The following is an 18944-nucleotide window of genomic DNA, read 5'->3' on the forward strand; positions in this document are numbered from 1 at the left end:
CCGGCCGCGCCGCACAGCGGTCGGCAGGAATGCGCATGACTCCTGTGCAACGCACACACGTTTGTACCAGCGAATCGGCGGGGCGTTGTGATAGCATCGGCCTACAATCACGGGGAGTATCCAGATGCCCGAAGCAGAGATTGGCTGGATTGCAGCAATCATAATTGGTGGCTTGGCCGGTTGGTTCGCCGAGATGTTCATGAAGTCCGGCACCGGCATTCTGATGAACATCATCCTTGGTATCGTTGGCGCCGCGTTGGCAAACTGGCTGCTCGGCCTGTTTGGCATCGCGCTCGGCGGATGGATCGGCTATTTGATCGCCGGATTCATCGGCGCCTGCATCATCATCTTCCTGTGGCGGGCAATCAGGGGCCGCACTGTTTAGACGTGAGAGCGTGGTGACTTTTCTTCGAATCGTCATCCCGCTCTAGCTCTTTGTTTGAGCATGATCTCCGCGCAAACGCTTCGCGTTTGTCGCGAAGGCAAACCGGTCTCCACTTTTCCGGATCATGCTCTAGGGCTTCGGTTCTGGTTGAATCTGAACCGAGCTCTGGATTCGTCTTTTGATGCGTTTCCTTCACGCGAACGGCCATCCACTTCGCTCGAAAGCGCTCTAGCTCTGCATCTGAACAACTAAAAATCGTTCTGCGCAGCACTTAAGGGAGGATTTCGTGGAGCAGATTCTTATCAATCTGGTCGCGGGTGCGATCGGCGGAAACGCGGTGGGAAAGGCGTCCCCGAACTTCGATTTGGGCACGCTGGGCAACACGATCGCCGGCCTCGTCGGCGGCGGTGTTCTCGGTCAGATCATCACGCTCGTATGGCCGGCGATCGCCACATCGATCCAGAGCGGGAATTTCGACATTGGGTCAATCATTGCCCAGCTAGTCGGTGGCGGCGCAGGTGGTGCGATCCTTACGGCCATCGTCGGAGCGATCAAAAACCGATCCGCCTGAAAGCTGAGACCAACGGCGAGCGCGTGCTATTCTTCTGGCGCCAGACGGACGATCTGGCGCCCGCCATTCATCGCCTTGAGATTGTTGACGTACTCCTCAGGACGCTGCCAGCGGTGAGGAACTTTCAATCCCATGAAACTGGCGATTTCACCGATAAACCCGGTGCAATTGAATGTTTCAGCGTTCCAGACCGGTGAATTGGCCTGCAATTTCTTGATGTATGCGAACACGCGTTGTGCGTCCGCCTCATTCAGGTAAACCCGGTAATTCGCGGTCAGATAGTCCGGATCAAGATCGCCATAGCTTGCCCCGGTCTCTGCTGGCACCAAGGTCAAATGACCGAGGACATAGGCAAAGGTCTCTCCCGCAGGGGTCAGGCCCGCAACCTCGACCGCCCGCTCGCTCGTCTTTCCATACCAGACGAAAGCGTGCCCCCAGCTCGCCGCCGTTCGGGCCCTGAAATCAACGTAGTATGGACCCTTTTCGGATCTCGACGCCGACTTACGTGTCGACCGCGGCGCCGGTTGCGATTCTGTGACCGCGTCATTGGAAACAAGCGCATTCGCGTTGGCGGTGCGCTTGTAGGCTTCCTCCTGAGCAGAAGCCGATTGGATTGTGGTTGGGAGCAAAACAGCGAGAGCTAGTCCCGCAAGTAAGCATCGTCCTGATCTCGTCAGGCTGTTTACCACGCTTTGCCCCCTTAACCGTCGACGATAAAGCTCAGGATTCAACGAGAGCCGAATCAGTAGCGCGGCGCGACGATAGGCGTCTTGCCGACGGGGGTCTTCCCGACCGGGGTCTTGCCAATCGGCATCTTGCCGATCGGAGCCGCCGGATAGGCGGGCACGGGCTCACGGCGCGGAAGGTCGGCCGCGCTGGCGGCGGTCACCAGGGCGAAGGTCGCGCCCACTGCAATCATAATCTTCTTCACGGTACTTCTCCCCAACTTAGAACGAACCAGGCGGTAACCTGCGCTCCTCCCGACCATGCACGACGGAATGCGACGGCAGTGCGGCAGATCGGACCGGTTTGAGGAATAGCTTCACAGTGCGGCACATAGGACACACCCCGGATGCCATCCTGGCGCGGGCAAGACGCAGCAGCGGCACTCACGCAACAGTGAACGTGACGATTGGAGGGATTTCTGATCATTGGGCGCCTCCGGATGAATGGAGGTTTGGAATGCCCCCCTACGCGGTCCTCGCGCTCGCTATTGTTGTCGAGGTTGTCGCAACGAGCGCGATGAAAGCCTCCGCGGGATTCACCAGGCTGGGCCCTTCTCTGTTGGTGGTAATTGGCTACGCTGTGGCCTTCGTGTTACTCGCCAAAACCCTTGATCGCATACCGCTCGGCATCGCCTACGCTGTTTGGGCGGGCGGCGGTATCGTATTGGTCGCGCTCATTGCGTGGGCGATCTATGGACAGCGCCCCGATTTTGCGGGTTTTGTCGGGATGGGCCTGATCGTGGCCGGCGTCCTGGTTCTGAACCTTCTGTCGAAGACATCCGTCCACTGACCGGCCGGGAGCTACTACACCTCAAGCCATTCCTTGCGGACGGCTTCGTTGGCCCTGAGCTCGTCCGGCGTGCCTTCGAACACGATCCGGCCATGGCCCATGATGTAGACCCGGTGCGAAATCCTGAGCGCGATGGACAGCTTCTGCTCGACCAGCAGGATGGCAACGCCCGCCTTAGCGATATGCGCGATCAGGTCACCGACCTGCTGCACGATCAGCGGGGCCAGTCCTTCGGTCGGCTCATCGATCATGATGAGCTCTGGGTCTCCCATCAGCGTCCGGCAGGTCGTCAGCATCTGCTTCTCGCCGCCGGACAGCACACCGGCGGGCGTATCGGCGCGCGCCGCGAGGTTGGGGAACATGTCGAGCATGTCCTGCAGTCGCCATTTGCCGGGCCGACGCGTGTTCTTGATGCCGAGCAGGAGATTCTGGCGGACTGTCAGCCCGGGGAAGATGTCGCGATGTTCCGGCACATAGCCGAGGCCTAAGCGCGCGATCTTGTGGCTCGGCAGCCCGGCAATGTCCTGGCCCTTGAAGCGGATGGTCCCCTGCGGCGCCACCTCGCCCATGATCGCCTTGACAGTGGTGGAACGGCCGACGCCGTTGCGGCCAAGCAGGCTCACCACCTCCCCGGCTGCGATGTCGAGATCGACACCCTGCAGGATATGGCTCTTGCCGTAATAGGCGTGCAGATCCCTGACCTCGAGCATCAATGCGCCTCTTCGCCGAGATAGGCTTCCTTGACCTTCGGGTTGGCCCGGATCTCCTCGGGCGTGCCGGAGGCGATGATATGGCCGTAGACCAGGACCGAGATGCGGTCGGCAAGGCCGAACACCACGCTCATGTCGTGCTCGACGATCACGAGCGTACGCCCCTCGGTGAGGCGGCGGATCAAGGCGACGGCGCGTTCGGTTTCCGCGTGGCTCATGCCCGCGGTCGGCTCGTCCAGCATGATGACATTGGCGCCGCCCGCGATGGTGATGCCGATCTCGAGTTCGCGCTGTTCGGCGTAGGTGAGAAGTCCCGCCGGGACGTCGCGGCGGTGGCTTAAGTGAATGTCTTCCAGGATCTCGGCGGTGCGTCGCCGCACCTCCGGCAGGTCGTCCACATTCTTCCAGAATGCGTAACGATGGCCCGTGGCCCAGAGCACGGCGCAGCGGACATTCTCCCACACCGTCATGCGGGCGAATACGTTGGTCACCTGGAACGAACGCGACAGGCCGCGCCGATTGATCTCGAACGGCCGCAATCCTGAAATCACATTGCCATTCAGCCGGATCTCACCCGAACTCGGGCTGAGATAGCCGCTGATCAGGTTGAATGTCGTGGACTTGCCGGCGCCGTTCGGACCGATGATGGCGTGGCGCTCCCCCTGCGCGACGCTCAGATTGAGGTCCTTGATGATGCTCACATTGCCGAAGTGCTTTTCGACGGCACGAACTTCGATGGCTGGCGTCACGCGAGATACCCCCGGTCACGGGCGATGCTGGCGGCACGGTCCCAGGCCTCGGCGATGCGCCGCCAGGTGATGCGGGCGACGATGAAGCCGCCGACGACGAGGACGGCCGCTATGCCCCAGGTCGCAGGCGCAGTGGTGTTGAAGGGAATGCCGAGCAGCTTGACGATGTTGCCTTCGCCGCCGGTGACCGTGTAACGCGCCACGGTCTCGATCGACAGGATCACGCCGCAGGCCAGTGCCAGCGTCGGCAGCGCCGCGACCAGATAGGACGGGATCACCATGCCGAGGGTCCCCGCGCGGATCAGCGGCCGGTGCATCATCAGGAGGCCGGCGATGCCGCCCGGGGCGAACATCACGATGCCGATGAAGATGATACCGAAATAAAGCTGCCACACGCTGGTCAGGCTGGTCAGCCCGAGTTGCAGATAGGTCACGAGGATGGCGCCCAGGATCGGACCGAAGAAATAGGAAGCGCCGCCGATGAAGGTCGCGAACAGCACCATGCCGGACTGCACCGCGCCGAGATAGGCGGAGTTCGCGATCTCGAAATTGATGGCGGCAAGACCACCGGCGATGCCGGCAAAGAAGCCGGCAAAGCTGTAGGCGAGATAGCGGACGACGTGAGGATCGTAACCGATGAACTCGACCCGCCCGGGATTGTCGCGGACCGCGTTGCAGATGCGCCCCAGCGGCGTGCGGGTGAGCGCGTACATCGCCATCGCCGAGACCAGCACCCAGAATGCGATCAGATAATAGACCTGGATTTGCGGGCCGAAGGTCCAGCCGAAGATGTGCGGCAGCGCCGTGCGATCGGTGCTGATCCCGGATTCACCGCCGAACACGCTGCGCAGGATCAGCGAGGAGGATCCGACCAGTTCGCCGATGCCGAGCGAGATCATCGCGAACACCGTGCCGGCGCGGCGGGTCATCACCCAGCCGATCAGGAGCGCGAAGACGAGGCCGCCGATGCCGCCGACCAGCGGAATCAGCGGGAGCGGGATCGGCCAGCCGCGCGCTGCGACGGCGTTCATGACGTGGACGGCAGCAAAGCCGCCGAGGCCATAATAAACCGCATGGCCGAACGACAGCAGTCCGGTCTCGCCGAGGAGGATGTTGTAGGACAGCGCGAAGATGATCGCGATGCCGATCAGGCTGAAGGAAGTGAGCGAGCCGCCTGACGAGAAGATCAAGGGCAATACGACGAGCGCAATCGCGGCGATCACCCACAGGCCGTAGAAGCGCAGGTTTTGGCCGGATGATTTCGCGGCGATGTCAGATGCGGAGGCGGCGGTACTGGTCATGTTTCGCGCGTCCCGAGAAGACCCATGGGACGGACGATCAGGATGACCACCAGCAGCACATAGGGCAGAACCGGCGCGATCTGGGCGATGGTGACATTCCAGATATCGGTGAGGACCGAAGGCCCGATGCTTGGATCCAGCGGCCCGAACGTGCTGGCGAGCGAGCCGTTCAGCGCCACCGCAAAGGTCTGCACCAATCCGATGAAGAGCGAGGCGATGAATGCGCCCGGTAGCGAACCGAGCCCGCCGAAGACGATCACGACGAACAGGATGGGGCCAAGAAGAGCGGCCATATCGGATTGCGTCACCAGCGCCGGACCGGCGATGACGCCGGCGAGACCGGCAAGCGCGCTGCCGACGCCGAACACCAGCATGAACACCTGCCCGACATTATGGCCGAGATGCCCGACCATGTGGGGATGGGTCAGTGCCGCCTGCACGATGAGGCCGACCCGGGTGCGCTTGAGCGCGATCAACAGCGCGACGAAGATCAGCACCGAAATCGCCAGCATGAAAATCTTGTAGGCGGGATAGTTGGTGGAGAAAATCGTGAAGGCCGGAAAGTCGAGCGCCGCCGGCACCCGATAGTCCACCGGACTCTTGCCCCAGATCATCGAGACGATTTCCTCGATGGCGAAAGCGAGCCCGAACGTCAAAAGCAATTCGGCGACATGTCCGTGCTTGTGGGTGTTGCGCAGTCCGTAACGCTCGACTGCCATGCCGACCGCACCCACCAGTAACGGCGCCAGCACCAGCGCAGGCCAGAACCCGATCCACTTCGTGAGCTGATAGCCGAAGAACGCGCCTAGCATGTAGAAACTGGCGTGGGCGAAATTGAGCACGCCCATCATGCTGAAGATCACGGTCAGGCCGCTGGACAACAGGAACAACAGCATCCCGAACAGGACGCCATTGAGCGTGGAAATCACGATCAGCTCAAGCACGGTTCATCCATTAGCATCCGCCCCAGCGTGATCGCTGGGCAGAGCCTCGAAGGCCCCCATTCACTCCGGCAAACAGCCAGCGGCGCAAACGTCCGTCCCGCTCCGATATCGGAACGGGACGGATGCGCCTATCACGGCCGCGTCATCTTGCAGGTGGTCGGCAGCATGGTCTGTGGCGTGTCGATCTTTGCCGCCAGCCGCCAGCCCCAGCCGGTGTTCTCCTCGTCGAACGGCTCCTTCTCGCTGCGGGTGCCGAACGAAGAGATGTAGATCGGCTGGAAGAACTGATGGTCGTCCTTGCGCATCACGCCACTGCCGCCATCGAGAACATCGAACTTCAGGTCCTCGAGCGCGGCGGCGACCTTCACCGGATCGATCGAGTTGGCTTTCTCGGCGGCGGCCTTGAACATGCGCATCTCGTTCACCGCGCGCGGATACCAGAGCGACAGGCCGACCTTGGCGCGGAACGCCTTCTCGAATTCCATCGCTGCCGGGTTGTCGGAGTTCGGGATGCCTTCGCTGATCTGGAATACCTGATGGTCGAGACCGGTCTGCTTGATCGCAGTCGGGCCACCGGCGCCGCCGGCATAATAGGTGTACCAGTTGACCTTGAGCCCGGCATCGGCGGCCGCCTTGAGCAGCAGCGCGAAGTCCTGTCCCCAATTGCCGGTCACCACGCTATCGGCGCCCGAGGCCTTGATCTTGGCGACATAGGGCGAGAAGTCGGTGACCTTGAGCAGCGGGTGCAGCTCGTCGCCGACGACCTGGATGTCGGGCCGCTTCTCTCCCAGCATCTTGCGGGCCTGGGTCCGTACCGACTGGCCGAACGAATAGTCCTGGTTGATCAGGTAGACTTTCTTGATGGCCGCATTGCCCTTCATGTAGTTGGTCAGTGCTTCCATCTTGACGTCCGAGTTGGCATCCCAGCGGAAGTGCCAGAAGCTGCACTTCTCGTTGGTCATGCTCGGATCGACCGCGGCATAGTTGAAGTAGAGCACTTCCTTGCCGGGGTTGCGCGTGTTGTGCTTGGTCACGAAGTCCGCCAGCGCCGCGCCGACCGAGGAGCCGTTGCCTTGGGTGATGTAGTGGGCGCCTGCATCGATGGCCTTCTGGGCCTGGATGAGGCTTTCCTGCGGATTGGTCTTGTTGTCGAGCGGTATGATCTCGACCTTGTGGCCGAGAATACCGCCCTTGGCGTTCAGCTCATCGGCCAGATATTGGAACGTCTTCAACCCGCCTTCGCCGACACTGGCGCCGCCTCCGGAGAGAGGATCGATGTAGCCGATCTTGATGGTCTCCTGCGCGTAGGCGGCACCACCGAGCATCGGCAGGGCCAGGGCAATGACCCTCGTTATTTTGAGCATTTTTTGTTTCCTCGCTTGCGTCTACTCTAGCGCTAGCGCCTGTTGCGCAGCACAATTTCGGTCATACTGAGCAGAATGATCCTGCGTTGACAAGCCCGACGTCGGGCGGATTCCGCTACCGCGGGCAGAATGGCTCGCGCGGGATCTAAATGGCGTAGCTCTATCGGTAGTTCGCGTGCCGTGACCTCGCAATCGCGAGGTGCGAGCGCCGCCCATCCCGAGTGGATGACGTCAGCGGCAGCGGTTCAGGCGCGTGCCCCCAGCCTGGCTCACGCGCGAAACTGGCGTCGGTAGAGGCCGGGTTCGCGATCGATGCGGGTGGTGAGGTCGTGCGCCCGCTGCGTCTCTTCTGATGTGAACGCCACGGTGCGCGCCGTCCAGTTCTCGCGCCTCACCGGAATGCATTGCGCGATCGGCGTGCCCTTCGGCAGCACGCCGCAGAAATTCACGTCGTGCCAGTAAGCGGGAAAGTGAATCCAGTTGTCGTGATAGCGATCGCAATCGACGAGGCCCGTCAGCGTGGTGAACGGCAGGTCGGGGCGATTGAACGGATGCGTAAAGAGCACCGCATAGCCTTCCGGCGCTTCGATCGTCCAGAGATTGTGGAATTTGATCAGGAAGCGATCGGCCTCGAACAAGGGCGAGCCAATCACCTGGCTCGCATCATGAAATCCGATCGGCGACCGCACGAAGCTGACTGAGCCGCCCGGTGGCAGCTCGTTGTCCCAGGTGATCTCGCCGTTCTCGAATCTGACATCGCACATCAGCGGGATCAGGAAGCCTGAGGTCATGGCATCGACAAAGGGCGGACAGCGCTTGACGGTGTTCTCTTCGCGCAGGTTGAGCGCGTTGAAGGCCTGTGCCGGCATCGTCTTCAGCCAGTCGGGCAGCCCGAGCGCGGCTCGGATCGGCGGTGGCAGCACCCCCTCCAATTCCGCGGGGCAGCGGAAGGTCAGTGTCTGGGAGAGATCGGTATCGGGCACTTTTCTTGGTTATCGTTATGTGCGCTGTCGCTGGTTCGGCGCGCGACGAGGCTGCGCTGCTCCGGAAATCCGCGGCATACTGCCACACGAGGAACCGGACGGAAGATGGGGAGGCGTGAGGCCTGCCATGCGTGAGGCACGCCGAACATGAATTGTCGGTAATGAAATCCGCGGCAGCGGTCGCGCTTGCGGCTGGCGAGAGCCCGGTGAGAGGTAACGCAGGGTGGATGCGCATGGCCGCCGGCCGCATCCATGATCCCCACAGCGGCCGCAACTACGACTCGACGATCGCGATGAAGGGTGCAAATGCGCTGCGCGTCCAGGGCTGCGCCTTCGGCGGCATGTTCTGCGGCGGCCAGACCTGGAAGCACGTGAGCTGACGAGGCGCGGGGTCATTCCGGGGCGTCCGAAAGACGAACCCGGAATCCATTTCTCCGCTCGCGCCCGTGGTCCAATGGATTCTCTGATGTGCAATTGCACGTTATAGCTCGCGACTTCGTCGCGCCCCGGAATCAGGGCTGAGACAGGGCGCACCTATTCATCCGACGTTCAGCCCGGCGCGGCTGATATTGCCGCCCTCGCCTGTCGTGGCCTCACCGGGAATCTCTTGTGGCGCAGCGCCGTCTCTCATTCGCGCTTCTGCTTGCGATCGGATTGTTGTTGAGCGGCGCGCCCAATTCGCCAACCGCGGCCGACTCGATGCAGTTCGCGCAGGCGCAGCCTTTGCCGGCTCCGTCACAGACTCCTGCCGCACAGGCCACTCCGACTCCCGCAGCGCCGGCGGCAGATGCGCAGCAACCCGCCGCCGAGCCGATCGGCAATGTCGCCGATCTCGCCGGCAGCGCCAGTGTCACGCGCAACAACGCGACGACCGCGCTGCAGATCAGGGACGACATCTTTGCCGGCGACGTCGTGGAGACACGGGCGAAGTCGACGCTCGGCATCACCTTCAACGATGCCACGACGTTCAAGCTGTCGGCGAGCGCCAGGATCACGATCGACCGCTATGTCTATGACGAAGGCGGCAAGCAGAATGCCGGGATATTCGACGTCGCCAAGGGCACGCTCGCCTTCGTTGCCGCTGGCGTCGCCAAGACCGGCGACATGCGGATATCGACGCCGACCGCGACGCTCGGCATTCGCGGCACCACCGGCCTGGTCGAGGTGCCCGAGGGCGCGACCGCGACGTCCAACAACGTTGCCATCAAACTCTATCCGGACGCCGACGGCCGCGTTGGCCGGATCGAGATCAATGACCGCGGCGGTGCACAACTCGGCACGCTGACGCGCGGCGCCAGCGGTTTCACGATCCGGCCCGACGGAGTTGGTGGTGCGCGTTTCGCCGCGGTGCCGCTGACGATGTCGGCGCTGCAGATCCAGCGCGACCGTGGCTTCGTCCGCCAGCTCTACACCACGCAGAATTTCGGGCGGCAGCTCGTCAACGAGCAGCGCGCGTTCCGCCGCGCCAATCCCGGCGCGCCCTATCCGAACCGCGGCCAGCCGTTCCGGCCGGGTCCGCAGCGGCAGAACATGTTGCCAGGCCGGCAGCAACCCGGCGGGCCCGGCCGGCAGGGCTTGCAGCAGCGACCGGGCTCGCCGCAGCAGGCGCGGCCGTCGCGCGGCGACCAGCACGTACTGCCCGGTCAGCCCGGCGGCGCCACCTTGCCGCGTAGCGGACAGCAAGGAGCTCCGCAGCAGGATGGACAGCCACGCGCGCCGCAGCGCGTTGGTCAACCGCCATCGATCCGCCAAGGACAACCGCAGCGCGGCGGATTCAGGCAGGGAGCACCCGGCGTGCAACGCCCCGGATTGCTGAACCGCCCCACGGTGCAACCACGACGGCAATTTCCATTGAGAGACGGCAGGAGAGAACGGCGCGGCGATTGAAATTCCGCTCGGAACTCAGCCCGGGTGCAGCGAACGCGTAACCTGGGACATCTGCGGCAACGTTTACGAGCGGTCCCGGGTTACGCTGACGCTCCACCCGGGCTCCGGCGCAGTTCGTGTGGAGAGAGTTTTGGCGCGCTCAGGCTGCGCGGCGGAGCCAGTCCCTGACGCGCTCGATGAAATTCCTGCGCGGACGGTGGGCATCGATGACAACAGGCTCGATGTCAGACGCAAACGACGGCTCGAGCTCGGCCTCCGGCGCAGGAGCCGACATCGCGGGCTCCACCGCCTCGGTGGCAGAGAGCGGCTCCTCCTGCGCGATGGGCGCATCGAGCTGCGCGGGCTCGGGCACAGTTGTCGGTTCGCTGACCGAAGGCGGCGTGACTGTGCGACGGGGCCGCCGCGTTGCCGGCTTGGCCGCCTTGCGTCGCGTGGCTTCGCTGAGGGCCGCGGCCTGCAGCGCGATCGGACCGACATTCTCGAGGAACGCACGCTCATGATCGCGCGACAGCCGCTCGAGAGCTTCGTCGAGCGGCAGCCAGTCGACCGCCTTGATGTCATACATCAATTCGTAAGCCTGCTCGTCGCCCGCTTCCATGCGCCAGTAATGCACGACCTTGTAGCGACCGCCGGAATCGTAGACCAGCGTGCCCAGGAATTCGTGCACGGACACCTCATGCCCGGTCTCTTCCAGCACCTCGCGCTCGGCGGCCGCGCGCGGCGTCTCGCCGTCGTCGAGCTTGCCTTTGGGCAGCACCCATTCGTTCCGCTTGCGCAGGCGCACGACCGCGATCAGCGGCGTCGCTTGCCGCCGCAGCACAATGCCTCCCGCCGCCAGAACAGGCGCCCGTGCCATCCTTGCTCCCGAATTGCCGAATGCCGAATCGTGTCGGGAGCATATAGGAGCTTCCAGCAGCAAAATCGAGATTGGATTCTCCGTCATTGCGAGGAGCGACAGCGACGAAGCAATCCACGTTTCCGCAAGTGGCGGCGTGGATTGCTTCGCTTCGCTCGCAACGACGGGAGAGAGTGAGTGCCGCGGCTCTACGCCGAAGGCTTTCGTAGCAGCGGCTCGCCGGCGCGGATGCGGGCGCCGTCGGTAACGTTATCGCAAAATTTGAAATGATCGGGGGCGAGCAAGATGATGGTGGAGCCGTGCTCGAACCAGCCGAGCTCGTCGCCCTTGTGCGCACTGGCGTCGCACGGGAACGTGACCGGGCCCTTGGTCTGCGCATTCAGCGTGCGATCCAGGAAATGCAGGCGGATGCTCGCGACCAGGATCGCGGCGACCGGCACCAGGGTCAGCGGCTCGCCGGTGGAGAGGCGGGCCTCAAGCACCGCGCGCTCGTTCTTGCAGAACAGACGCTCGACCCGCTTCAGCGCGATCGGATTGACGTTCCAGACGTCGCCATGGATGAAGGTGACCTTCTCGATCCGGCAGTCCGCGGGCGCATGGAACCGGTGATACATGCTCGAGGTCAGCCGCAAGGTGATGAAGCGGCCGTTGCGGTGCTGCTCGACCAGAGCGGGATCGCCGAGAAGGTCGAGAAGCGCATAGGGCGCGCCCTTGATCTGAAATAGTTTGGAGTCCTCGATCCGGCCATGGGCGCCGATGATGGCGTCCGACGGGCTGGCGATGACCGCGGGGTCGGGATCGAACGGCCGCAGCCCGGGCCGCAACTCCCGCGTGAAACAGTCGTGCAGGCTCTTGAATTCGGTCTTCTTGGCCTCCGACAGGTCGAGGTCGGAGAACAGCCGCCAGCAGGCGATCGAGAGGTCACGCACCACCGGGTTCTCGATCTTGGAGAACCAGCCCATGAAACGGGTCACGGCCGCCCGGGGGATGCGGTTGGTCAGCAGGAAATTCAGGTCCTCCTGCTGGGTTATCGACGAAATCAGGCCTCTGACTGTCATGAATCTGTTAGCTGCCGACGTTAGCGCTTCTGGCATGGAAACATCCCTTCCGATTCTCTCGCTGTCCGCCGCCGCGATTGCCGGCGCCGCTGCAGCTTTCCCCAAAATTCAGGCCCGCCTGGCGCTGTCGCGCGCCAAGCATCGCTCGCTGACCGGACATTCCAAGATGTCCAAGATGGTCGCGCGGCTGGTGCCTCATTACGAATTCGACATCGACAAATTCTTCGCGGTCGATGGCGCGCCGCGCGAGATCGCGATGCAGCGGCAGGACGGCTTCTTCCGCCTCGCCGGCCTCTACGCCCAGCGCTATGCCAAGGGCCGGCAGATGACGGCGGAGGCCGCGCAGCACATCTCCGACCTGCAGTTCACCGAGAGCTACCGCGTGCCGTTCCAGTTCAGCCGGCTGGTGCGCGAGCATCTGAGCACCAGCTCCTTCATGCAATCGTCCTCGGGCGTCACCGTTACCGATGTCGACGGCAACGTGTTCTACGATCTCACCGGCTCCTACGGCGTCAACATCTTCGGCAATGACTTCTACAAGGAGTGCATCGCCGAGGGTGAGAAGCGCGCCCACGCGCTCGGGCCGGTGCTCGGCCCCTACCACCCTGTTATCCTCGACAACGTCAAACGGCTCTGCGCGATCTCGGGCCTCGACGAAGTCTCGTTCCACATGTCCGGAACGGAAGCCGTGATGCAGGCGGTGCGGTTGGCGCGCTACCACACCCGCCGCACGCATCTTGTCCGCTTCGCCGGCGCCTATCACGGCTGGTGGGGCGACGTGCAGCCCGGCGTCGGCAACCCGGTCTCGCCGCACGAGACCTATACGCTCGCCGACATGTCGGAAAAGGCCCTGCATGTGCTCCGCACGCGGCGCGACATCGCCTGCGTCCTGGTCAATCCGCTGCAGGCGCTGCATCCGAATTCCAACGCGCCCGGCGATTCCGCCCTGGTCGACAGTTCCCGCAGCGGCAGGTACGACCGCGACGCCTATACCGAATGGCTGAAGAAGCTGCGCGAGGTCTGCACCGAGCGCGGCATCGTCTTGATCTTCGACGAAGTATTTGTCGGCTTCCGTATCGCCGCCGGCGGCGCTCAGGAATATTTCGGCGTCCGCGCCGACATGGTGACCTACGGCAAGAGCCTCGCCGGCGGCCTGCCGGTCGGCGTGGTCTGTGGCCGCAAGGATCTGATGCGGCGCTTCCGCGACGACAGGCCCGCCGACGTCTGCTTCGCTCGCGGCACCTTCAATTCGCACCCCTACGTGATGACGGCGATGGACGAGTTCCTGAGCCGGCTCGCCNNCCCGAATTTCCGTTCCGTCTATAACGGGCTGGACGAGACCTGGAACGGCCGCGCCAAGCAGCTCAACGACCGGCTGACCGCAGCGGAGCTCCCGGTCCGCGTCTCCAATCTCTCGTCGATCTGGATGGTCCATTACACCGAGCCGTCCCGCTACAATTGGATGCTGCAGTACTACCTGCGGGCCGAAGGGCTGGCGCTGAGCTGGGTCGGCACCGGGCGCCTGATCTTCGGCCTGAACACCAGCGACGCCGATTTCACCGAAATCGCCGACCGCTTCGTCGCCGCCGGCGAGAAGATGAAGCGCGACGGCTGGTGGTGGCAGAAGCCCGGCGTCACCAACAAGGACATCAAGCGGCAGATCCTGCGCGAGATGGTCGCCGGGAAGTTCGGGCGCTAGGCGCCTTTCTCTCCCCCTTCGCTTGTCATTCCGGGGCGATGCGAAAGCATCGAGCCCGGAATCCATTGCGCCGTCCGCGCCTGCTGCCAGATGGATTCTCCGATGTGCAATTGCACATCGTAGTTCGCGCTGCGCGCGCCCCGGAACGACGGTGCCAGTGACAGGGCCTGAGACGAGCATGCCCGGGACTGGCCCGGGCATGACGCGAGTGAACACGGCGAAGTCAATTTGTTATCGGCAGTAGGCGCTCAGGCGTGCTTCTCTTCCAGCTCGCCAGCGAGGTGCAGGCCGGGATCGATCAGCTCGCCCTTCAGGAGCGCCAGCGGCGCCTTGTGATAGAGCATCAGGTCGTGGAAGGGGTCGGTGATGATCTTGGTCATCCAGACCAGGCCGGTCTCGATGTCGCGGATGAAGAACAGGTGCACGGTGCGGAAGAGGAGACCGCCGATGCCGACCGCGAGCCAGATCTTGGCGACCTGACGGGTGAAGTCGAACACCGTTTCCCAGGGCGCGAACAGGCCGAACAGGGTCGGATCGGCGAACAGCACCAGCGGCGACAGGGCCCAGATCGCCATCAGCACGACCTTGCGCTGCAGGTTGTAGCCGACCTTGATCTCTTCCTTGTGCTCATGGGTGGCCTGGTTGATGTGGTCGTAGCCCCGCGGCTCGAAGAAGAAATGACCGGCCTGGCGAGAGGTCATCGAGACCAGCCAGCCGACCAGCGCCGAGATCGCCGGATCGAAGAACAGCATCACATAGGCAAACAGGAAGCTCAGGGCGCTGACGAAGTGCAGGCTCTGATTGATCCGGCTGTGATGATAATAGCGGTGGTCGTCCCAGCGCTGGGTACGCAGTTCCTGCAGAAAATTCTTGATCATTCTTTCCCCCAAGAGGATTTCGGGACGTGCTTACAGAGATTCGATGTACGCCGTGTGACATCATCATAATGACATATGACACGACGCAGCGACGCAATGGGAGACTGCCTCATCCTGAGGAGCGCGGAACGCGCGTCTCGAAGGATGAGGCCACCAGCGGGGCCTCATGGTTCTCCAGGCGAAGCGAAGCTTCGTCCGGAGACGGCGCGTTGCGCCGCCTCACCATGAGGGTCAGGCAAAGTCAGGCGGCCTTAGCGACTTCGGCCTTGCGGAAGCGGACCAGCGAGAAATGGCCGAGCGGCGGGATCAGGCGGCGCTCCGCCAGCTCCACGCCCTTGGCGCCGGCAAGCCATTTGGTGTAGCGCGACCAGGCGAACTCGGCGGTGCGGAAGCCGAGCGGACGCACGACCGGCTGCAGCTTCTGCTCGATGAAGCGGCGCACGCCGGCATCGGCGCTGACGCGGGTCAGGATGATGAGCTCACCGCCCGGGCGCAGCACGCGCGCGAATTCGTCGAGCGCGGCTTCCGGATTTGGCACGGCAGTGACGACATATTGCGCCATCACCACGTCGAACGAGTTGTCGGGGAATTCGAGCTTCTCGGCGTCCATCACCGCGAGCCCCTCGATATTCTTCAGGCCGAGTTCGGCAACCCGCTTCTTCGCCTTGTCCAGCATCGCTTCCGAAATATCGGTGCCGAAGATGCGGACATGCGGCGCGTAAAGCGGCAGCGAGATGCCGGTGCCGACACCGACCTCGAGCACACGGCCGCCGATCTTGTTGGTCGCCTGGATCGCCGCGGCCCGGCCCTTCTTGAACACGCCGCCGAACACGAGATCGTAGACCGGAGCCCAGCGGTCATAAGCCTGCTCGACCGTCTCGCGATCAAAATCCAACTGGCTGCTTCCGTCGAGTTTGATGATGTTGTCCGCCATCGAAGATACGCCTTCTAGTTCGAGAGCGGGGGTGACTCTTCTGCGAAACGTCGTCCCGCTCTCTCCTCTTGTTTAAGCATGATCTCTTCGGAAAACCGGTTCCCGCTTTTCCGGATCATGCTTGAATTAACCTTGCACCGCACTCCGGCCGGCGACGCGCCGGGTCGAACGCAACACCCTGCTCGGCTGCAACGCCGAGAGATTGCCGATGAATTGCCGCGCGCTGTTCTCCCAGGAACGTTGCAGCGCGAAGTTCCGGCACGCCTCTCGCGACATCGTGAGCGCGCGCAGGCACGCGCTGCGCAGATCGTCATCGATCGCGCCGATCGGATGATCCGAGATCACGTCCTTCGGGCCGGTGACCGGAAACGCCGCCACCGGCGTGCCGCAAGCCAGCGCTTCGAGCTGAACCACGCCGAAGGTGTCGGTGAGACTCGGGAACACGAACACGTCAGCCGCGGCGAGATGCGAGGTGAGGTCCTGCCCGGTCTTCTCGCCGAGGAAGACGACGTTCGGATATTTGCGCGCGAGTTCCGCTCTCTGCGGGCCGTCGCCGACCACGACCTTGGTGCCCGGCAGATCCAGCGACAGGAACGCTTCGAGATTCTTCTCCACCGCCACGCGGCCCATGGCCATGAAGATCGGCCGCGGCAGATCGAGCTCGGCCGGATGATCGGGATTGAACAATTCGGTATCGACGCCGCGCGTCCAGAAGCCCAGCTTGCGAAAGCCGCGTTCCGCCAGTTCCTGGCGGAGCGAGACGGTCGCCACCATCGTCATGGCACCAGCCGCATGGAAGCGGCGCAGTATCCAGTAGCCGACGCTGGCCGGAAGCCCCGTACGGACCGACACATATTCCGGAAAGCGCGTCGTATAGGAGGTCGTGAAAGCAAGCTTGTGGCGCAGGCAATAGCCGCGCACCGCCCAGCCGATCGGGCCTTCGGTCGCGATATGGATCGCCTCCGGCTCGGCCTCCTCGATCCGCTGTGCGATCTCGCGCCGGTTCGGCAGCGCCATGCGCAGCCCCGGATAGGTCGGCACGCCCAGGGACGGAAACCCTTCCGGTGTCAGGAAAGTGATCTCGGCGCCGAGGCCTGCCGCGCTACGCTGCAGCGACGTCAGCGTGCGCACCACGCCATTGACCTGCGGATGCCAGGCGTCGGTTGCAACTAATATCCGCATCTCGAAAACCCGAAGTGTTAATGATTCTTCGGGGCAGAAGTTCTGACATTGATATTTCAGGCGTATGACGTCATCGATATGTAAGGAAGGTTTTTCGGGCAGCTCACGCTTTTTCGGCCAACATGACAGAATGATGTCAGAGACAAGCGAAGATCTGGCTCCAAAGCGCCCGCGGCGGAAGCGAAAAAACTATTCGCTGCTGATCCTCGCGGCCGGCCTCTTCCTGTTCGGCGTTGCCGCCAGCACGCTGTATTATTTTCTGCGGCCCGTGACGCTGACGATCGCGGTCGCCCCTCCCGGCAGCGACGACCAGAAGCTGATCCAGGCGCTGGCGCAGACCTTCGCCCGCGATCAGAGCCCGGCGCGCCTGTCGACGGTCGTGACCGAGAACGCCGCAGAAAGCATTGCGGCGTTGACCAGATCGAAGGTGGACATGGCGGTGGCGCGCGCCGACCTCAACCTGCCCGCCAACGCCGATGCAGTCGCGATCCTGCGCAAGAATGTCGTGGTGCTGTGGGCGCCTTCCGGCCTGCGCGCGAAGGGATCGAGGCGACCGCCGACGCCAAAGATCAAGAGCCTCGACGATCTCGACGGCCATCGCCTCGGCGTGATCGGGCAGACGGACGCCAATGTCACGCTGCTGCGCGTGATCCTGAAGGAGTCCGGCGTCAATCCCGACAAGGTCGCGGTGACGCAATTCGCCGTCAACCAGACCGCCGAAATGGCGCGCGATATGACGCTCGATGCCTACATGGCGGTCGGCCCGCTCGACAGCAAGATCACCGCGGGCGCGATCGCCGCGACGGCCGCCGCACGGGGCGCGCCGAAATTCCTGCCGATCGACGTTTCCGAGGCAATCGCCGCGAAGCATCCGCTCTATGAATCGGCGGAGATCGCGGGCAGCATCTTTTCATCCTCGCCGGCCTGGCCCGACGACAAGGTCGAGACCGTCAGCGTCGATCATCTCATCATCGCGCTGCACTCGTTCTCGGACACCTCGATCGGCGCTTTCGTGCGCCAGCTCTTCAACGTGCGCCAGCAGCTCGCGCGCGACGTGCCGGCGGCCGCGAACATCGAGAAGCCCGACACCGACAAGGACGCAGCACTGCCGGCACATCCGGGTGCAGCCGCCTATATCGACGGCACCGAGCGCACCTTCCTGGACAAATACAGCGACTACATCTGGTTCGCGATCCTGGGCCTGTCGGGCCTCGGATCGGTCGGCGCCTGGCTGCGGCATGCCTGGCGCCGCAACGAGCGCGACCGCTATCTCGATCATCGAGACAGCCTGCTGGCATTGATCACCAAGGCACGGCAGGCAGAGACGCCGGACGCGCTCGAGAAGATGCAGAGCGAGGCCGATGGCGTGCTGCGCGAGGCGCTCGACTGCTACGACGACGGCGCCATCGAGGAAGGCGACCTTTCCGCGATCGGGCTCGCGCTCGACCAGCTTCACCACGCCGTCGCCGACCGCCGCACCATGCTCGGCATCGCTCCGCCGGACGCGCCGCGCATGCGCGACGCACTTCCCCCTCTCCCCGTTCTTACGGGGAGAGGGTCGGGGTGAGGGGCTCTCTCCGCGAACGCGGTTGGCGAATGGATTCGCGGAGGCCCCCCTCACCCGAAATTCGGGCTGCGCTTGAATTTCGACCTCTCCCCGCAAGCGCAGGGCTGTCCGGGGAAAATCAGCCATAGCAAAATGCCAATTGGTTCGGGGAAGTTCGCGATTTGGGCTTACTGGGATTGATAGGTGGCGGCTCGTTGATCGCGGCCAGGGATCGACGGGTGAACAGAAACTGGCGGATCAGTTCGGCCAGCCTGAGAGGGAGCATCTTGACGCAGTTGGCGCGCGCGGCGATGCGCAACAACAGGTAGGCAATCATCGCAGCGAGCACCTGCAGGCGGATAGCATTGTCGTTGGTGCCGAG

19 protein-coding genes and 2 pseudogenes are annotated in these 18944 nt (G+C 63.4%); 7 read left to right on the forward strand and 14 right to left on the reverse strand.

The features are described 5' to 3' along the window. The first annotated feature begins 124 nt into the window (after positions 1 to 124). Both YY7_RS0140085 and YY7_RS0140090 read left to right on the forward strand, forming a co-directional pair. On the forward strand, positions 125 to 385 hold the full coding sequence (locus YY7_RS0140085; RefSeq protein WP_028168090.1) for a GlsB/YeaQ/YmgE family stress response membrane protein: 261 nt from the start codon (positions 125 to 127) through the stop codon (positions 383 to 385). A 286-nt stretch (positions 386 to 671) separates the two neighbouring features. Then, a complete protein-coding gene (locus YY7_RS0140090; RefSeq protein WP_028168091.1) occupies positions 672 to 956 on the forward strand; it encodes a hypothetical protein in 285 nt (94 codons plus the stop codon). 26 nt (positions 957 to 982) lie between these two features. On the opposite strand, the gene YY7_RS0140095 is transcribed toward YY7_RS0140090, so the two are convergent. Next, positions 983 to 1645 carry a hypothetical protein gene (locus YY7_RS0140095; RefSeq protein WP_035692188.1) on the reverse strand — a complete coding sequence of 221 codons (663 nt, stop codon included), beginning with the start codon at positions 1643 to 1645 and terminating at the stop codon, positions 983 to 985. A 53-nt stretch (positions 1646 to 1698) separates the two neighbouring features. Continuing rightward, positions 1699 to 1887: a hypothetical protein gene (locus tag YY7_RS0140100; protein WP_028168093.1), complete on the reverse strand. Its 189-nt coding sequence runs from the start codon at positions 1885 to 1887 to the stop codon at positions 1699 to 1701. A 251-nt stretch (positions 1888 to 2138) separates the two neighbouring features. On the opposite strand from YY7_RS0140100, the gene YY7_RS0140105 reads away from it, so the two are divergent. Beyond that, positions 2139 to 2471 carry an SMR family transporter gene (locus YY7_RS0140105; protein ID WP_028168094.1) on the forward strand — a complete coding sequence of 111 codons (333 nt, stop codon included), beginning with the start codon at positions 2139 to 2141 and terminating at the stop codon, positions 2469 to 2471. Positions 2472 to 2485: 14 nt separating this feature from the next. On the opposite strand, the gene YY7_RS0140110 is transcribed toward YY7_RS0140105, so the two are convergent. The 6 genes from YY7_RS0140110 to YY7_RS0140135 all read right to left on the reverse strand — a co-directional run bounded on the left by YY7_RS0140110 (position 2486) and on the right by YY7_RS0140135 (position 8522). Continuing rightward, entirely contained in the window at positions 2486 to 3181 is a 696-nt protein-coding gene (locus YY7_RS0140110) for an ABC transporter ATP-binding protein (protein WP_028168095.1), read from the reverse strand. Beyond that, complete coding sequence (locus tag YY7_RS0140115; RefSeq protein ID WP_028168096.1) at positions 3181 to 3930, reverse strand: ABC transporter ATP-binding protein; 750 nt, start codon at positions 3928 to 3930, stop codon at positions 3181 to 3183. The genes YY7_RS0140110 and YY7_RS0140115 overlap by 1 nt, the downstream gene beginning before the upstream one ends. Then, complete coding sequence (locus YY7_RS0140120) at positions 3927 to 5231, reverse strand: branched-chain amino acid ABC transporter permease (RefSeq protein ID WP_028168097.1); 1305 nt, start codon at positions 5229 to 5231, stop codon at positions 3927 to 3929. The genes YY7_RS0140115 and YY7_RS0140120 overlap by 4 nt, the downstream gene beginning before the upstream one ends. Further along, positions 5228 to 6175, reverse strand: coding sequence for a branched-chain amino acid ABC transporter permease (locus tag YY7_RS0140125; protein ID WP_028168098.1), 948 nt, complete (start codon positions 6173 to 6175; stop codon positions 5228 to 5230). Before YY7_RS0140125 ends, YY7_RS0140120 begins: the two co-directional genes overlap by 4 nt. A gap of 131 nt (positions 6176 to 6306) precedes the next feature. Then, complete coding sequence (locus YY7_RS0140130; protein WP_028168099.1) at positions 6307 to 7539, reverse strand: branched-chain amino acid ABC transporter substrate-binding protein; 1233 nt, start codon at positions 7537 to 7539, stop codon at positions 6307 to 6309. A gap of 269 nt (positions 7540 to 7808) precedes the next feature. Next, entirely contained in the window at positions 7809 to 8522 is a 714-nt protein-coding gene (locus YY7_RS0140135; RefSeq protein ID WP_028168100.1) for a hypothetical protein, read from the reverse strand. A gap of 239 nt (positions 8523 to 8761) precedes the next feature. On the opposite strand from YY7_RS0140135, the pseudogene YY7_RS59120 reads away from it, so the two are divergent. Both YY7_RS59120 and YY7_RS54375 read left to right on the forward strand, forming a co-directional pair. Continuing rightward, a pseudogene (locus YY7_RS59120) lies at positions 8762 to 8902 on the forward strand (DUF2147 domain-containing protein); the annotation flags it as partial. A 229-nt stretch (positions 8903 to 9131) separates the two neighbouring features. Further along, positions 9132 to 10409 (forward strand): FecR family protein, encoded by a 1278-nt coding sequence (locus YY7_RS54375; protein WP_063623434.1) that lies wholly within the window; start codon positions 9132 to 9134, stop codon positions 10407 to 10409. 139 nt (positions 10410 to 10548) lie between these two features. Here the strand turns inward: YY7_RS54375 and YY7_RS57545 are convergent, their stop codons facing one another. Beyond that, positions 10549 to 11265 carry an NUDIX hydrolase gene (locus YY7_RS57545; RefSeq protein ID WP_028168102.1) on the reverse strand — a complete coding sequence of 239 codons (717 nt, stop codon included), beginning with the start codon at positions 11263 to 11265 and terminating at the stop codon, positions 10549 to 10551. Between the two features lie 188 nt (positions 11266 to 11453). Beyond that, a complete protein-coding gene (gene asd / locus YY7_RS0140155) occupies positions 11454 to 12323 on the reverse strand; it encodes an archaetidylserine decarboxylase (RefSeq protein ID WP_028168103.1) in 870 nt (289 codons plus the stop codon). A gap of 34 nt (positions 12324 to 12357) precedes the next feature. Here asd and YY7_RS0140160 point away from each other — a divergent pair, with 34 nt between their 5' ends. After that, positions 12358 to 14022, forward strand: coding sequence for an aminotransferase class III-fold pyridoxal phosphate-dependent enzyme (locus YY7_RS0140160; protein ID WP_028168104.1), 1665 nt, complete (start codon positions 12358 to 12360; stop codon positions 14020 to 14022). Positions 14023 to 14270: 248 nt separating this feature from the next. On the opposite strand, the gene YY7_RS0140165 is transcribed toward YY7_RS0140160, so the two are convergent. From YY7_RS0140165 to YY7_RS0140175, 3 genes are all read right to left on the reverse strand, one after another. Further along, positions 14271 to 14900 (reverse strand): membrane protein, encoded by a 630-nt coding sequence (locus YY7_RS0140165; RefSeq protein ID WP_028168105.1) that lies wholly within the window; start codon positions 14898 to 14900, stop codon positions 14271 to 14273. A 241-nt stretch (positions 14901 to 15141) separates the two neighbouring features. Further along, a complete protein-coding gene (locus YY7_RS0140170; protein WP_028168106.1) occupies positions 15142 to 15834 on the reverse strand; it encodes a class I SAM-dependent methyltransferase in 693 nt (230 codons plus the stop codon). Between the two features lie 126 nt (positions 15835 to 15960). Next, a complete protein-coding gene (locus YY7_RS0140175) occupies positions 15961 to 17016 on the reverse strand; it encodes a glycosyltransferase family 4 protein (RefSeq protein WP_028168107.1) in 1056 nt (351 codons plus the stop codon). A 133-nt stretch (positions 17017 to 17149) separates the two neighbouring features. Here YY7_RS0140175 and YY7_RS54380 point away from each other — a divergent pair, with 133 nt between their 5' ends. Beyond that, positions 17150 to 18583 (forward strand): TAXI family TRAP transporter solute-binding subunit, encoded by a 1434-nt coding sequence (locus YY7_RS54380; protein WP_051397169.1) that lies wholly within the window; start codon positions 17150 to 17152, stop codon positions 18581 to 18583. A gap of 118 nt (positions 18584 to 18701) precedes the next feature. Here the strand turns inward: YY7_RS54380 and YY7_RS62260 are convergent. Then, positions 18702 to 18944: pseudogene (locus YY7_RS62260) on the reverse strand (IS4 family transposase); the annotation flags it as partial.

The organism is Bradyrhizobium elkanii WSM2783, from assembly GCF_000472865.1.
In the GTDB taxonomy this organism is placed as follows: domain Bacteria; phylum Pseudomonadota; class Alphaproteobacteria; order Rhizobiales; family Xanthobacteraceae; genus Bradyrhizobium; species Bradyrhizobium elkanii_A.